We start from the raw sequence: 16,190 nt of genomic DNA, 5'->3' as shown, positions 1-16,190 counted from the left end.
CAAAATCGATAGAAATCCGATCAAAGGGGAGAAAATGATGAAGAATGTTCGAACAATAAAGCTGTCTGGCGTTATGGTGCTGATCTCCGCGATGCTTTTGCTGGCCGGTTGCGGGGGCAAAGATGATGTTGGAGCCGGGGCGGCTGCTGCCGGGGGAGAAGGCCTCAAGAAGCTAATTATCGCTGAACCGCTTCATTACACTGGATATTTGCCATTGTATGTCGCACAGCGCGAGGGGTATTTTGCCGAGGAGGGGCTTAAGGTGGAAATGCTCCAGGCTGCGGGGGGCGCGCATGTAACTTCGGTGGTCAGCGGGGACGCCTGGGGCGTGATCGGCGGTCCGGAATCGAATGCCTTGGCGAACCAAGGCAATTCCGATCCGATTATTTCCGTAAGCAATGTGGTCAACCGCGCCAATGTGTATTTGATGGCAAAGAAAGGCACGGCTCCGGAAGGCAGCTCGGATGGAGACTTAAAGGCATTTTTAAATGGGAAAAAAATTAACGTGGGACGCCACGGCGGAACGCCGAATCTGCTTACCCAGTACCTGCTGCTGGAGCTTGGCCTTGATCCTCAGAAGGATGTTCAACTGCTGGAGCCGTCAGACGCTTCGACTGTGGTGGCGACGGTGCAGCAGGGTGCAGCGGATATCGCCAATGGCGCAGAGCCGCAAATTAGCGACGGCATTGATAAAGGCGTGTGGGGCGAGCCATTTTACAAATTTCATGATATGGGCGATTATGCTTATTCGGTGCTGAGTGTCAAGAAATCAACGATTGAAAAGGACCCGGAAACGGTGCAAAAGGCAGTGAATGCCGTAGTCAAAGCGCTTAAAGCGATCCAGCAGGACAAAGAGATGGCGATGAAGGTGTTGAAGGCGGAGTTCCCGACACTGTCGGACACGGCAGCGAAAGCGGCGCTGGACCGCGCATATCAAGACCAACTCTGGAGCCCGGACGGAATGATCTCCAAGGAAGCGCTGGACAAGGATATGAATGTGATGATCAAGACGGGAATTTATAAGGGCGAATATACGTACGACGGATTGGTCGATATGCAGTTCGTGAACAAGACAGCAGAGAAATAAGCGCCGATAGGGGCTTAATAATACGAAGAGGTGACGAAAGAAATGGAGATAACTGCCGATTTAATCATGCCGGAAAGAACCGCACTAATTGTAGTTGATGTGCAAAATGATTACTGTCACCCGGAAGGTGTGCTGGCCGCGGGCGGGAGTGATGTGTCCGCCGTAAAGGAGATGATGCCCCGGCTGCATGGGCTCATCGCGGCCGCTAGGGAACATGGCGTGAAGGTCATCTTTATTCAGACTTTTCATGAGCGCGCGACGGATTCGCCTGCCTGGGCTTCGCGTTCCGGCCGCACTTCGCTGGGAATTTGCCGCAAGGGGAGCTGGGGCGCGGAATTTTACGAGGTCCTGCCCCTTTCCGAGGACACGGTAGTCAACAAGCACCGCTACAGTGCCTTTATCCATACCCGGCTCGATTCGGTGCTGCGCTCGCTGCGGATTGAAACGCTGATTATGACGGGCGTCAGCACGAATGTGTGCGTGGAATCAACGGCGCGGGACGGCTTTATGCTGGATTATCATATCGTGCTGGCGGAGGATGCCTGCGCCTCGTATTCACGGGCTGCGCATGATATGACTGTGGAGAATATGAAAGGCTATTTCGGGGTCGTCTCGTCAGCGGCGGAAGTGGAGAATATGTGGAAGCTCTGGCATGAATCGGCCCTTGAGAATGCATTATGAGCAGCTCGGCCGCGGCTTCCGGCCAGGCGGTGAATCGTCCGGCGGTCAAGATTGTCATCTGCCTCGGCGCCTTCCTGTCCAATCTGTCCGCCGGTATGTTCAATATTGCGCTGGTAGATATTTCGGCGGATCTGGGAATACCGGTGGCCTCCGCACAGTGGGTTGTCAGCATCTATCTGCTAGTCATCTCCGTGCTGCTGCCGCTGATGGGACGGCTTGGCGATATGCATGGCCGGCGGCGTGTACATAACACCGGGCTGTTCGCTTTTGCTATAGGAGCGCTTGGCTGCGCTTTGTCCCAAAATGCAGCCATGCTGCTCTTCTTCAGAACTATTCAGGGCATCGGTGCCTCCATGTACCAGGCAACCAACATGGCGCTCATTGTCTCCGTCTTTCCCCGGGAGCAGCGGGGCCGGGCACTGGGCCTGATGAGCACCTTTGTGGCCGCCGGCTCCATGGCCGGTCCGGGGGTAGGCGGATTCCTGATCCAGTGGTTGTCCTGGGAGAGCAACTTCTGGCTGCTCGCGGCGGTGGCCGGAACTGTAGCCGTGCTGGCCCAGAAATGGATTCCGCGCGATACGGAAACCTCCGGCGGGCGGCTGGATATCGGAGCAGCAGTGTGGTTTGCGGTCTGCCTATCCACGCTAATGATCGCTATCGATCTTGGCGGCCGCACCTCGTTTCTGTCGCTGCCGGTGCTGCTGCTGTTTACCGCCTCTGCCGCAACAGCTACGGCCTACGCCGCCAAGGAGCGGCATTCCCGCCGCAGCGGGGCGGCCTCGACGTCTCCGCCTACGGCCGGCGGAATTTCGTTATTCACCAACCGATATGTAGCTATCGGGATCGTAATTACCGTAGTGACGTACATGGCGGCCTTTGCTGTACAGCTGGCACTGCCGGCGGTGCTGCGGCTGGCCGGAACGGAGCCGGCCTGGATTGGCCTCATTATGCTCGGCTACCCGCTGGCGCTGGTGGTAACGGCCCCCTTGGGTGGAGGTCTGGCCGACCGCAAGGGTCCGCTCGGAATCTTGGCTATCGGCCTTGTGCTGATGAGCGTTACCTTGCTGGCGATGGGCTTAACGGCACCTGCTCTCGGAGCAGGAGTCATGGCATTGCCGGTGGTATTGCTAGGCTGCTCTATGGGCATGATTACTTCGCCCAATACGAGCATTGTAATGGGAATGGCCCCCAAGGAGCAGCTTGGCATGATTAGCAGCGTACTGGCCTTGTTCCGAAACATCGGCATGATGTTCGGCACGGCAGCCGGTGGACTGGTCATCGGCGGCGAATCCACGGGATCGGACAGAAGCTATGCAGTCGTGTTCCTGGTTTGTGCCGCGTGTGTAGGTGCATCCTGTGCCGGGCTGTTGCATTCCTTTCGCAGCAACGGAAAAAAAACGCTGCGCGAATCGATACACTGAGCCTATCATTATGATTTTCAGATCCTGCTCACAAATTCGGGACACGCCTTAAACATCCTGGTGACGATTCTCGAGATGAGCCGGAGGGATAAAAATGCTTGGCGGTGCGCACGCTAGAAGTGAAGATGGGCATAAAGCCGAATTCACATCTAGAGAGGACGAGACAGCCCATGGCCGAAAAAAATATTCTCGCCTATTTTAAAAGCCCGGAGGAAGCGGAGAGCGTCTCCCGCAAGCTTCAGGCTTTGCGGGTAGTCGATTTATCCATCGACCGGATCAGCCGGTATGGAGGAGCGTTCACAGCGGGGGCCAGTCCGAACGGCCTGATCTCAACTCTTGGCACCGGCGCCGCGGGCCATCCGGATGCGGGTGTAATGGCTGCCGCCGATCCGAGTGCCAGCGGGATGAGTCATGGCGGCTCCGGCGGGCCGACGGGGCGGGATATTCTGCTGACCGTTGTGATCGACGAGATGACTTTTCACCAGGCCTTGTCCATTATTGAAGAAGCGGGCGGGATGATTTGAGTTATCTGAAGGAAGGGGACAGGCGAGCATGGTTAGAAACTCCAAGGTTCTATCCAAGAATGAGAAGATGAAGAAGCTGATCGGCGCGAAGAATGAGGATGTTGAATTCTCCGGGTCGGAAGCCGACGCCGACGATATGGAAGCCATTGCGCGCTCCCAGGCAGCGGACCGCAGACAACTGCACGAGATCATCGAGGAAGAAGAATAAGAATAGACATCTGACATGCCGTTATTCGGCTGTCACAGACCTGTCCCTGCGGGGGCGGGCCTTTTTTGTGTTTGGTGCTTTGGTGCGACATATATCAGCTGGGTCACATCAGGTACATACAAGTTGACTATGTTATAATAACTTGTATTGAATTTACGGCAGGATACCGAGGTGCGAAGTGGCGGACAAACCGATACCGAAATATATAAGGCTGAAGCAAGAGCTGATGTCCTGGATCGAGTCGGGACAACTTAAGCCCGACGACAAGGCGCCTTCGGAGAATGAGATCGCGGGCCGCTTCGATATGAGCAGACAGACGGTGAGGCAGGCGCTCGGGGAACTGGAGAAGGAAGGGCTGCTGTACCGGGTGCAGGGTAAAGGCACGTTCATCGCCCGCCGGAACTTGCGGCCCATGCAGCCGCCCGGCAGCATGATCGGCATGCTGACGACCCATATTTCCGATTATATCTTTCCCCATATCATTCAGGGAGCCGAAGCCCGGCTGCGGGAAGAGGGCTACAGCCTGCTGCTGTCAAGCACCGGCAATGACAAGGAGAAAGAGAGGGAGAATCTGGAGCAGATGCTGAGACAGCCGCTCGGCGGGCTTATCATTGAGCCGACCAGGAGCGCGCAGGGCAATCCCAATCTTCAGCTGTTCCTCTCGCTCGACGTTCACCATATTCCGTATATCATGATCAACGAGCGCTATCCCGAGCTTCATTGTCCATGCCTGAAGCTCGACGACGACGCGGGCGGCTTCATTGCCGCAGAGCATCTAATCAAGCTGGGGCACCGCCGGATTGCCGGTTTCTTCAAGACGGACGACCTTCAGGGAGCGAACCGGCTGAAGGGGTTTATCCGGGCGCTGCACAAACACCGTCTTCCTCTGGAGGAAGGGACAGTGACGAATTACGCCTCGGAAGAGAAGCATAACATGCCATACGAAGCGGCGCTCGCCATGTTGAAATCGGCGGAGCGGCCGACGGCGTTCGTCTGCTACAATGACGAGCTGGCGGTGCTGCTGCTGGAGGCTGCCCGCCGGTTGGGGCTGTCGGTTCCGGATGATCTATCGATCATTGGCTTCGACGACTCGCCGCTCGCCACCGCAACGGAGGTCAAGCTGACGACACTGAGCCATCCGAAGGAGATGATGGGTGTTCGGGCGGCCGACATGCTGCTGGGCATGATCAAGGGGCGGGGGCCGCTGCCGCCGGCGGACATCGTCTATAAGCCGGAGCTTATTCTTCGGGGCTCCACCAGGGCGATCGGGGAAGGGCAGCACAGGTAAGAGCGGTTCCCTGTCCGAAAGGGCAGCCGGGGGGCAAGGTGTTCAAGCCAAGCAGGGCGGCCCGACTCCGGTATTCAACCGGCGTCGGGCCGCCCTGATGTTTTAAGGTTCAAGGTTATTCCGCAGACATCGGCAGCCAGCTTCTCCATTCTTCCCTGCTCGCCGGACGGCTGCAGCGCGCGATTTCGAAAGGCTCCACGTAGCGTACAGCCGACGCGCGTTCCTTTCCGTACCACATCTGAAGAGCCGGCAGCATTTTCGGGGAAGCGTGGAAGGTCGCGGACCAGCCTTCCAGCAGATGCTTTTTTCTGTCTTCCCACTCTATGGGAAGCTGTTCCGGAAATCCCTGGTGCCATGCCGGAGATTCATAGAACTGGGTTGTATGGGCATCGCAAGCAAGCAGTTTCTTCTCGATCGTACTTTCGACATCAATGACGATATCGGCTTTATAGTCGTCCAGCATTGTGGTATCGGGCATGAGCAGAACGAGTGGTGTCCGGGATAACGCCGGTTCATCCGGCATATAACCCTGAACCGTGGTGAACGGAACTGCGTCGCTTACGACTCGCCCCGTATAGCGGTTATCCGGACTGATTCCGCCCTCCGGATGGAAAGAGATCACAAGGTCCGCTCGCCATCTGCGGATATGCCGGATCACTTCGTTCCGAAACGGGAGGGTCGGCTCGACTGTTCCGTCCGGTGTACCCAGCACTTCATATTCCGAGATGCCAAGACATTGAGCCGCGGACTGGGCCTCCTGCTTCCGCCGCGCAGCGAGGCGCTCCCCTCGCTCTTCATAATGCCCCGCGTCTCCGTTCGTTAACGACAGGAATTTAACCTGATGCCCTCTCTCCGCGAATAAAGTGGCTGTGCCGCCTGCGTACATATCCGCTTCGTCGGGATGGGCGCCTATGACGATAACGCGAATCGGCTGCTCCGGTCTCTTCACAGCAACTCCTCCTCCGGATTGGTTTGTTCGGCGCAGTGATGCGGATTGGCCAAGTGGCAGTTATAGCCGCATGACTGTTATGGCGCATGGCCGTTTATTAACCAGCTGTGAAGGCGCCGGTCGCGCCTTCAGGCCGGAAGCCTTTCTTCCGGCAAATTGCATCAATATGCTGTCGGGATGATTCGATCCACTGAACGGCCTCGTCGAATTCGAAGTCCTCTTCGTTGATTTGCCGCCAACCCTTGACCTCGTCCCTGCGGATGCGCTGCGAATAATCGTGAATAAGTTCGAAATACGCCGCGAACTCCTCGCGGGTCAGGTCTGGGTGGCCTCCGATCCACTCGCGGTTGTATAGCTCGATCAGATGAGGCTCACCCGGTACGATCCCCCATTCCGAACGCGGCGAATCGTTCTCGAAGGTGAGATGAAGGTCCGGACGATGCCGGTGCAATTCTTCAATGATCGCCGTGAAATCGATGAGACCCGTCCCGCAGGGCAGCGACCGGTGATAGGCGCCACCGTCGACAAGCTCAACATAGGCGTCCTTAAGATGGGTCTGGCGGACATAAGGCGCAATCCTTTGGGCGGCCATGACGGGATGCTCGCCGCGCATCAGCACATTGGCGGTATCGAATACGATCCCGACCGTATCTTCGCCCACGGCTTCGATCAGCCGGAGAAGTTCGAAGGTCGTAATCTCCTCATGGGTTTCCAGATTGAGATGTATGCCAAGGTCACGGGCAAACGGCTTCAGCTTCAGCATGAATCGCCGCGTCGCCTCAAGCTGTTCCTCCCAGCTAACATCCGTCCGGAACCGGTCGGTTCCGAATCTCCCCTTATACGGCTTGGCCCCGGCTGTGGAGACCCACAGCTCATGGATGCCGAACTCGGCGCACACCTCCATCATCCGCCGGAATCCCAGCAGCGTGTCCCCGTCGCCCGCCGCGCGTACCTCAGGCGTCTCGGGATTGGCATAGGGGTTCACCTTGCCGAGCCCGGCTTCCAGATATAGCCCCAGCTCGTCCGCCCGCTGCCGGACCTCGCGGATCACCGACCGGTCAAGCTGAGGACTGACATCGAGGATGGTGCGAAAGAACACGCCCTCCATCCCAAGGCTCTTGGCCTCTTCAAGGACGCCTACCGGCCCTTTCGTCTTCGCGCCGGGGATTTTTCTGCCGTCAATACCGATTTGCATACCCATAACCTGCCTTTCCTTTCCGGGTGGGAAAATAATGATAAGTGTCAGTCGATTCTAAAGATGCCGCGCGGAAATTCCGACAGCCACGACGCCCCGCCGGGGCCGACCAAGGCTACGTCGCCCGCAACGACATGACCCAAATCGGGCAGCGTAAAATTGGGATGAATCTCGTACACCTGGTTCTCCATTACAACCGGAGATTCGATGTCCCGGGATTGGTCACGGTCCGCGTACAGGAACGGCGCAACTGAAGGATCGCTGTAGCTGTTGTTCATGCCGTGACAGGCCTGGAAACGGAACGGATCGGTCGCCCGCGTATACGGGCAGAATTCGTCGATCATCTTCTCCAGCACATCGCTGATGGTATGGACAGGCGCACCGGGAACCATACGGGCAAGTGCGGCGTCCTGCATGGCGATGATTGCGTCAGCGGTCTCCAGCAATCGGGCCGAGGGCTCCTCGAACATGCCGATCCGCAGCACCTGCGAGAAATAACCGTCGAGGCAGACGGTAGCCCCGATCTGAAGCCGGAAATCGCGGCGGAGGGGAGCTGCGACCTCGAACAGCTCGAAGTAAGTCTCGTCGGGACATGGGCCAAGAGCCAGCCAGCAGGTGGACGAATCCGCGCCCAGCCGGCGGCCGAGGAACTCGACCTCCGACATAATGTCCACGCCGGTTACGCCCTTCATGGAGGCGATGCTCATCGCGTGAGCCACCATCTTGTCGGCGATCCGGGTAGCCTCCCGGTGCTTATCGGCCTCAAATGAAGTTCGTACGAGACGCTGCTTGTTGACGATGGCGTTGCCGTCCACAAGCTCATACGGCGCCAGCAGCGTGCGAAATTCCGGCTCCCGCGCCAGGGACAAATCAAATTCTCCGCACCGGGCAATGACTTCGCCCGGCTTGGCCACGGATGCCAGCGTTTCTTCCAGGGAGCCGATCAGATTCGTTGTCTTCACGACTTTACCGTCTCCTTCAAAGCGAAGCTTGAAGGCGCGCGCCCGGTTCTTGTCGTTCGAGATAACGACCGCATCACCTTGAGCCGGAACGACCAGTACGGCCTCGGAGCCTTGAGGCATCCAGCCGGTCAAGTATCTCACGGTGCCGGTACTCTCCCCGTTGCCGTTGGAATACGCGACCAGCGCCGCGATATTCTCTGCGGCAAGCCTGGCTTGAAGAATCGCGATTCTCTTGCCCGACTCGGTAACCGGCATCGGCCAACGGCCGGGCAGAGCCGGATTTGCGAAGGATGACAATTGCTCTTGGATCGGCTTCATTGTGGTTCACCTCTTCATAGAAATGTAGGCAGAAGAAGGGCAGGAACCGGAGGTCCGAAAGCCTTCGGGCCTTATCATTGATCGATTCTCTTAGCTTAAGGCTGATTGCCCGGACCCTCCGTTGCTGCCTGCCGATTCTCCTGTTATTTCAACGTGCTGTTATAGATTTTCAGCAGCTGGTCCACACCTTTGGCATGGATCTCCTTCACGTAGCTGTCCCAATCCTTATCGATTGAAGCCTTGCCGTACACGAATTGCTCCTGCATTTTGGCATAGTAGTCATTGACCCCGGCGATCAGCAGACTTTCCTCATCCCTCTGGTCCGAGTTGAGCTTCGGAACCTTGGCCGCCGGTGTGAACCAGTTATTCTTGTTGGCTTCCTCCGTATATTTCTCGAAATCCTCATTGCCGAGAATCGTCGCGAACCATTTGAACGGCCAGACCAGAGTGAAGGAGCCGTTGGCCGATCCGATGTCCCACAGCGCTTTGTTCAGATTCTTCGAATTCTTCAGTTCACCCGTGAATTCTTTTTGGCCATCCTTCACGATGTAGTTCTGGCCTTCGATCCCCCATGTCAGGAGGTCGCTGCCTTCTTCGCTGTACAGGTAATCGACGAATTTCAGCAATTGATCGAAATACGGCTTGTTCGCCGCGCTTGCCGGGATCACGGTGCCGTGATCAATGCGGTTGCCCGCAAGCGCTTTTTGACCGGCGGGTCCCGCAATCGGCGGGATCATGGCCATCTGGAATTCCGGACCGGTGTTCTCCTTGCCGAGCAGGTTGATTTGACTGATCTCCTGACCGTTCCAGAAGAAGTACATCATGCTTTTGCTTGTCGAGATTTTCTGGTGGAGTTGATCGTAATTCGAAGTGAAAATTTCCGGGTCGGCCAAGCCTTCCTTAATCAGCCGGTTCAGGTAGGCAACATACTCTTTATAAACTTCGCTTGTGTAGACATATTCGTAGCTGCCGGTTTGTTCATTATAGATAAAGCCTTTATAGTTCGGTTCGACGCCCCAGGCGGCGCCCCACATGCTGCGCAGATCCTCGGCCGTCGTTCCGGTTAACGGATAGCTGTCCGGATAGATTTCCTTGAATTTTTTCAGCACCGCGTACAGCTCATCTGTATTGGTCGGCGCCTTGAGCCCGTAATTCTCCAGAAGATCGGTCCGGATGATCGGAGACCGGTTATAGCTCGCCGATTCGGTCAGATAAGGGAGCACATACAGTTTGCCGTCCGGCGATTTCCAGTTCTCCAGCTCGTCCTCCATCTTGAAATCCTCGATCCGCTTCTTGAGATTCGGCAGCTTGTCCATGTAATCGCTGATTGGCAGGAGGACGCCGGTTCCGCCAAGCTCCAGCACATTGGCCTGATTCACATTCGTCACCATATCAGGGATTTTGTCCGAGCTGAGCACGATCTTCGCTTTGCTCTGATAGTCCGATTCAGGAACGACCTGAACGTCCAGGTTCACATTCGTCCTTGCCAGCAGTTCTTTAAAGATCGGCCAGTCCTTGTTAAATGGAGAGCCCGTGTTGGAATACAGCATCGAGAGCGTTACGGGTTCGGCGGCAGCCTCCGCTTCGCCGCTCTCCGCGGTTTTGGCTCCGTCGGAACAGGCAGCCAGCGGAATCGCTGCGAGCAATGTTACAGCAGTAAGCTTTATCCAACGGCCAAGCCTGTTTTTCGTCATTTTCTCCATGATCCATGTCCCCCTTCAGTTATCAACCTTTTACCGCTCCGAGCAGAACTCCTTTGGAGAAATGCTTCTGCACATAAGGGATAAGGCAAAAAATAGGCAGCGTCGTTGCCATAATGGCGGCGGATTTCAGCGAAGCCGACGACAGATTCATCCGGGCGGCGCCTTGCAGCGGCTTGTCTACCATATTGGCTCCGTCCAGAATATTGCGGACGATGAGCATAATCGGATATTTGCCGGGACTGTTCAAATAAATCAACGAATTAAACCAGTTGTTCCAATACATCACAATGAGAAACATGCTCATGGCGGCGAGAATTGTCTTGGACAACGGAAGGACGATGCGGAACAAAATCGAAATCGGATTCAGCCCATCAATCAATGCGGCTTCCTCAATATGATCCGGAAAGCTTTGGAAGAAATTAATCATAATCATCAAGTAGTACGGTACGATACAGAACGGCAGCACAATGGCCCCGAGTGTATCCAAGAGTCCAATCCCCTTGACCAGCATATAGGTCGGAATCAGCCCGCCATTGAAGAACATCGTGACCATAATCAGCCAGATGAACACCTTTCGGCCCCGAATCGGCTTGGACAGCGGATAGGCGCAGATCGTCATCATGAACAGGCTGACCAGCGTGCCGACTGTGGTCTGCACGAACGCATTCCAGAAGCCGTGCAGGATGTCGGGGTGCTGAAAGATGAACCGGTAAGCTTCCACATTAATCCCGCTGGGCAGAAAATGAATCCGTCCCGAGGCGTTGGCCGCTGCATTGCTGAGCGAAACGGCCAGCAGATGCAGAAAGGGCAGAAGGACACCGCAAATGACGAGAGCCATAAACAGAAAGTTTACGACCGCGAACACGCGGTATTCCAGCGTTTTTCTGTAATGCATAGGATCTCTCCTTTCCGGCTGATTCAGTAAAGGGAATAACGGGTCACCTTTTTGGACAAATAGTTGGCCGTAATGACAATGATTAACCCGAGTATTCCACTGAACAGTCCGACCGCCGTCGCATAGCTGTAATTGCTGCTCTCCAGTCCCATCCGGTACACGAAAGTCTCGATCACGTCGCTGACCTGTGAATTACTCGGGGTATACATCAGCAAAATTTTCTCGAACGCAACATTCATCAACTGACCGAGCGATAAGATGTACACAACAGCGATGGTCGGCATCATCTGCGGCAGAGTGACATGAAAGATCTGCTTCATTCGGCTCGCACCGTCCACCCCGGCGGCTTCGTAAAGATGGGGATCAATGGCTGTGATCGCGGCAAAAAAGATGATCGAATTCCATCCGGTGTACTGCCATACCTCCGATGAGATATACAGGGTGCGGAACCATCCCGGTTCATTCATAAAAAAGACGGAGGGAAGACCGACCAGCTCCAGCGCCTTGTTAATCAGGCCATAGGTGGGCGACAGCAGCTCCTTCATCATGCCGACAACGACGACAATCGAAATAAAGTTGGGAAAATAGGAGATGGTCTGCACCGCGTTCCGCAGCTTGACCGACTTGATCTCGTTCACCAGCAGGGCGAACACGATCGCAAGCGGAACCGTGATTAGCAGATGATAGAAGCTGAGCAGCCAGGTGTTCTTGAAAGCCGCCCAAAAATTAGGATCGCGCAGAAATAACCTGAAAAATTTCAGCCCGACCCACGACTCTCCGTAAATGGAGCCACCGGGAACATATCTTCGAAAGGCCAGCACGTTGCCGATGATCGGGCCATAACGAAAAATGATGAAATACAAGGCGGGAACCAGAAGCAGAATGTAATAATGGATGTTTTTTTTAAAATAGATGCTTACGCTAGACCGCCTCACTCCTCTCCGCTTAACCCCCTCCAGATTTTTCTTGTCTGCCGTAATGGTGTTCTCCAATATGCATTCATCCCCTTTCCGGTCCTGCTGTGGTATGGCTGCCGGCCACACCCTTATTAAACGATGCCCGGCAGGGGCAGGGAAACAGACATTTTCGACATGATGTTACAAAAAATGACCTAATCATTGAAAATACCAGTGTACATATATGATCTTTGTAACATTTTTCGCCTTTTTGAGTCAGATTATATTACATTATGTTGACAGTTGTAACATCGCGAGGACATAATAAAAACCAAATTCTTTTTTTGAGGGGGAGAAACGGGATGCTAAAGAGCGCGGGTTCACTGCTCAAGGGGGCTTTTCAAAGCCTGCTGTACCGGTTTTTCTTTTTCTTCCTCGTCGTATCCTTGCTGATTCAATTTATCAATCTCGTCACGTACCGGGTCAATCTGTGGGTGTTCGAATCCGAGCTGGAGCAGAATTACAATAGATCTCTTTCCAATATAGCAGACGGCCTGAACAGCGTGTTTACGGGAATCTATAACTCGAATTATCTTCTTTCGCTTGACCCCGACGCCATGCAGTTGTTCTCCTCCACTTTCCATGTGGACAGTCCGGAGAAATATACCGTCGTTTCCGAGACCGTTCAATCCCTGAACCGGATTCGCTTGATGAGCGATTACGTGGACAGCGTGTTTATCTACAAGAAAAAAGACGGGCTGATTATCAGCGATCAGGGAACTTATCCGGCCGATGATTTTTTTGGGCGAAAAAATGTGCTGGAGCAGTATCCCGAAGCGTTCTGGAATGACTACGGGTCGCAAGGCCGCCCCTTTCAGATCCTTCCTCCTTCCCGGTCAAGCTCACGCAGCGGCGCCTACATTCTGCCTATCGTGCAGACCGCGATTGCGGAATACCATTCGGATGATCTCTATGTTATTAATCTGAAGGTAGACCCGATCATCGCATCGCTTGCCGAATCCAAGCTGACCCCGAACAGCATGCTGTTCATGATGGACGACAACCGCGAACTGATCGCTTCGACCGAAATGAACGAGCCTGACGACGAAGTACGCCGGTTCGCCAAAACGTTTCAAATAGGCGGCTCCCCTGTATTGAGAACGGCGATTGGACATGAGGAGATGCTGGCGATTCAAACGAGCACCCGATTTGTCTTCAAGAATCTGAACATGATTGCGGTCCTTCCCGTCTCCGATATCCGCGAGAGCATGAAGATCCTCAAGATGTGGTGGGGGACCCTCTGGGTCATCGCGCTGGTGCTGTCGGTGCTGTTGTCGTTCCTGTTCAGCAAGAAGCTCTACGCTCCCGTGCATTCTCTCATTCTGAAGATCACGCCTTCCCCGGAGCCGGCCGTCAATGAATACAAGGTGCTGGACCGGGAATTTCACCGGATGATGGACAGTATGAATCTGTTGAACAGCAGCCTGACGTCGATTTCGCCGCTGGCGATGGAGCAATGGATCGTTCGGATGCTCCGGAACAACCGGATTCCGGACGAGCAGGACGTTCGCGAATTTTTGGACAAATGCGGAATAGACTTCCGCTACGACGGCTTTGCCGCCGCGCTGATTCGCGTCAAATTCACCAAATCTTATCATATGGAGTACAGCGACACCGAGCAGAACCGGTATTATGAGAAAATGGCCGGGCTGCTGAAGGAAAATGTGCCTGCGGAGCTTCAAAGCATACTCGTCGAAATCGAATCGAATGTGTTCTGCTTGATCGTGAACTTGCGGCAGGAGGATGAGAGGTATGAACTTGAGGCGTATTCGGATACTCTGTTCCGACTGTTCCGTCATGACGAGATCATTCAGGATCTTTTTGTAGGCATCGGCGGCTTCCATGAGGGCTTCGGCGGCATTCAGCAGTCCTATCTTGAAGCGTTGAAATCGCTCTGGCGGCTTTCGCCGTTTGAGAACGAGCGGCTATATTTCTACGGCAAGGAAGACGAGAAATCCGTAACCCTTCTGCTAAATTCAAGCGAAGACAAAATCATCTTCAATCTGCTTGCTTCCATCAAGCGGGAAGAACTGTTCGAGCTGCTGGACAAGGTCGTACGAACCCACGCCTCGGTAGGCCTTAGCGGACTCGCGGTGAAGGAACTGTGCATGCATCTCTTCATCATCGGCTCGCAGGTGCTTAAGCAAAAGGACAAAACGCTTCCGGAAGCCGCCTACCGGGAATACATGCGCGTGATTCTCTCCGAGCATCCCGTCTCGCTTGCGAGCATGACGGCGTTCATAACGGATTACTTCAATCAGATAATGAATACCCTGGAGCCGCATACCGGCAGGCTGGATTCCCTGGCCTTCAAGCCCTACATCGATGCGAACTATCATGAGGACATCCATCTTGAGGCGCTCGCCGACAAGTTCCACACCACCCCGAACTATATGTCGCGGCTCTTGAAGAAGGAACTCGGCAAGCCATTCGCCCAATATTTGCAGGAACGAAGAATCGAGAAGGCGAAGGAGCTGCTTGCGCAATCCACGATGCTGATTCAGGATATTTGGGCATCGGTCGGATTCAATAACCGGAACACCTTCATCCGCGCCTTCCGAAAAAGCGAGGGAATCTCCCCCATGGAATATCGTCTCCAGCATACTTCCGCTGACCGGAGCGACGCCGGGCCACAAGAGCGTGATGGAAGTGGAAGCTAGGGGATGTCTGAATAGCGATTTGCCACAATAGCGGCGCAATCTCTCTCCGGGGATTGCGCCGTTGTCTGCTAGAATCATAGGTATCAGATGTCAGATGGAGAGGATGAGTAGACATGTCGGAGAATCTGTTAAGCAAAATCCGGGCGTTGTCGGATCAAATGGGCGTCTCGGTAACGGGCCTTCCTGAAAAGATTGATATCAGACCAGGCGCGCTGAGCCTTGCCCCGCCTTTTATCCGGGAAAAGGGCTGGCGTTCCCCGCTGTTGGTGGCGGACAGTCATACCTTTGCTGCGGCAGGGGAGAGGCTGGAGGCGCTGCTTGAGGAAGGCGGGACTGCCGCCTTAGTCACGCTGGTGCTGCCGAACGAGCAGGGGGATGTGATTGCCGACGAAGCATCCGTCGTGCAGGTGCTGCTGGCGCTCCAGGGAAACAAGTCGGATGTGGTTGTCGTGGCAGGCTCGGGAACTTTGACCGACATCGCCCGGTACGCCGCCTATACGGCAGGGCTGCCGTTCGTGTCCGTTCCGACCGCACCATCCGTCGACGGCTTCACCTCAAGCGGCGCGCCGCTCATTATCCGAGGCAATAAGCTGACAATACGGGTAGTGGGTCCGGCGGCTATATTTGCCGACACGAATATTCTGAAGGCTGCGCCTGCGCCCATGATCGCGGCCGGATTCGGCGACATGCTGGGCAAGTATACCGCGCTGTTCGACTGGAAGTTCGGGCGTATAACCGCCGAAGAGCCTTACTCGCCGGAGATTGCCGGGCTGACTGAATCGGCCCTGCTGGCGTGCGTAAGCCATGTGAAGGAGATCGGGGAGCGGACGGAGGAAGGAATCCGCATTTTGACGGAAGCGCTGATGGAGTCGGGACTGGCCATCCAGCTCTTCGGGCAGTCTCATCCCGCATCCGCCGCAGAGCATCATCTGTCCCATTATTGGGAGATGGAATATATCCGCACCGGCCGGCGGCAGCTGCTTCACGGGGCGAAGGTCGGCGTAGCCTGTGCCGAAATATCGGCGCTGTACCACGAAATCGCCGCCAGACCCGAGATCCGGAATGACGCCAAATGGGATCAGATCCGCAAGGAGATCGACCGTGTTCCGGGCCCGGATGAGATTCGCGCGCTGCTGCACGCCGTTCACGGACCGTCAACGATAGAAGAGCTTGGAGTGAGCGGCGATCTGCTGCGGCGCAGCCTGGAGGAAGCCCATGTAATCCGCCCTAACCGGCATACGCTGCTGCGCGCGCGGAATGAGGGCGGGCTTAATCTGCAATAAGCCTATCCCGGTAGTTAGCAGTCTATAAGAAAGGCTATGATGTAAGTTATATACATTATG

At 55.2% G+C, this 16,190-nt stretch carries 14 protein-coding genes; 8 read left to right on the top strand and 6 right to left on the bottom strand.

Annotated elements, in window-relative coordinates:
- Positions 1-37 precede the first annotated feature (37 nt).
- From PSTEL_RS19215 to PSTEL_RS19190, 6 genes are all read left to right on the top strand, one after another.
- Complete coding sequence (locus PSTEL_RS19215) at positions 38-1,087, top strand: ABC transporter substrate-binding protein (RefSeq protein ID WP_218917595.1); 1,050 nt, start codon at positions 38-40, stop codon at positions 1,085-1,087.
- Positions 1,088-1,129: 42 nt separating this feature from the next.
- Complete coding sequence (locus PSTEL_RS19210) at positions 1,130-1,768, top strand: cysteine hydrolase family protein (protein ID WP_038697820.1); 639 nt, start codon at positions 1,130-1,132, stop codon at positions 1,766-1,768.
- Positions 1,765-3,189: an MFS transporter gene (locus PSTEL_RS19205; RefSeq protein ID WP_038697818.1), complete on the top strand. Its 1,425-nt coding sequence runs from the start codon at positions 1,765-1,767 to the stop codon at positions 3,187-3,189. Before PSTEL_RS19210 ends, PSTEL_RS19205 begins: the two co-directional genes overlap by 4 nt.
- 170 nt (positions 3,190-3,359) lie before the next feature.
- Complete coding sequence (locus PSTEL_RS19200) at positions 3,360-3,713, top strand: hypothetical protein (RefSeq protein ID WP_038697816.1); 354 nt, start codon at positions 3,360-3,362, stop codon at positions 3,711-3,713.
- Between the two features lie 28 nt (positions 3,714-3,741).
- Positions 3,742-3,921: a YfhD family protein gene (locus PSTEL_RS19195; RefSeq protein WP_038697814.1), complete on the top strand. Its 180-nt coding sequence runs from the start codon at positions 3,742-3,744 to the stop codon at positions 3,919-3,921.
- Positions 3,922-4,099: 178 nt separating this feature from the next.
- Positions 4,100-5,209, top strand: coding sequence for a GntR family transcriptional regulator (locus PSTEL_RS19190; RefSeq protein WP_038697812.1), 1,110 nt, complete (start codon positions 4,100-4,102; stop codon positions 5,207-5,209).
- Positions 5,210-5,324: 115 nt separating this feature from the next.
- Here PSTEL_RS19190 and PSTEL_RS19185 read toward each other — a convergent pair whose 3' ends face one another.
- The 6 genes from PSTEL_RS19185 to PSTEL_RS19160 form a co-directional block, all read right to left on the bottom strand.
- Complete coding sequence (locus PSTEL_RS19185) at positions 5,325-6,158, bottom strand: PIG-L deacetylase family protein (RefSeq protein ID WP_052098694.1); 834 nt, start codon at positions 6,156-6,158, stop codon at positions 5,325-5,327.
- Between the two features lie 97 nt (positions 6,159-6,255).
- Positions 6,256-7,359 (bottom strand): sugar phosphate isomerase/epimerase family protein, encoded by a 1,104-nt coding sequence (locus tag PSTEL_RS19180; protein WP_218917559.1) that lies wholly within the window; start codon positions 7,357-7,359, stop codon positions 6,256-6,258.
- Between the two features lie 41 nt (positions 7,360-7,400).
- Entirely contained in the window at positions 7,401-8,633 is a 1,233-nt protein-coding gene (locus PSTEL_RS19175; RefSeq protein ID WP_038697810.1) for a M24 family metallopeptidase, read from the bottom strand.
- 143 nt (positions 8,634-8,776) lie between these two features.
- Complete coding sequence (locus PSTEL_RS19170; RefSeq protein ID WP_038697808.1) at positions 8,777-10,336, bottom strand: extracellular solute-binding protein; 1,560 nt, start codon at positions 10,334-10,336, stop codon at positions 8,777-8,779.
- A 22-nt stretch (positions 10,337-10,358) separates the two neighbouring features.
- Positions 10,359-11,231 carry a carbohydrate ABC transporter permease gene (locus PSTEL_RS19165; protein ID WP_038697806.1) on the bottom strand — a complete coding sequence of 291 codons (873 nt, stop codon included), beginning with the start codon at positions 11,229-11,231 and terminating at the stop codon, positions 10,359-10,361.
- Positions 11,232-11,254: 23 nt separating this feature from the next.
- Positions 11,255-12,223: an ABC transporter permease gene (locus PSTEL_RS19160; RefSeq protein WP_218917558.1), complete on the bottom strand. Its 969-nt coding sequence runs from the start codon at positions 12,221-12,223 to the stop codon at positions 11,255-11,257.
- A gap of 266 nt (positions 12,224-12,489) precedes the next feature.
- Between PSTEL_RS19160 and PSTEL_RS19155 the strand changes: the two genes are divergently transcribed.
- Both PSTEL_RS19155 and PSTEL_RS19150 read left to right on the top strand, forming a co-directional pair.
- Positions 12,490-14,847 carry a helix-turn-helix domain-containing protein gene (locus tag PSTEL_RS19155; RefSeq protein ID WP_038697804.1) on the top strand — a complete coding sequence of 786 codons (2,358 nt, stop codon included), beginning with the start codon at positions 12,490-12,492 and terminating at the stop codon, positions 14,845-14,847.
- A gap of 113 nt (positions 14,848-14,960) precedes the next feature.
- Complete coding sequence (locus tag PSTEL_RS19150; protein ID WP_038697802.1) at positions 14,961-16,130, top strand: sn-glycerol-1-phosphate dehydrogenase; 1,170 nt, start codon at positions 14,961-14,963, stop codon at positions 16,128-16,130.
- Positions 16,131-16,190: the final 60 nt, after the last annotated feature.

It is taken from the genome of Paenibacillus stellifer, from assembly GCF_000758685.1.
GTDB lineage: Bacteria > Bacillota > Bacilli > Paenibacillales > Paenibacillaceae > Paenibacillus_AQ > Paenibacillus_AQ stellifer.
The sequence above is the reverse complement of the archived record's forward strand: the minus strand, read 5'-3'. Positions and strand labels throughout refer to the sequence as shown.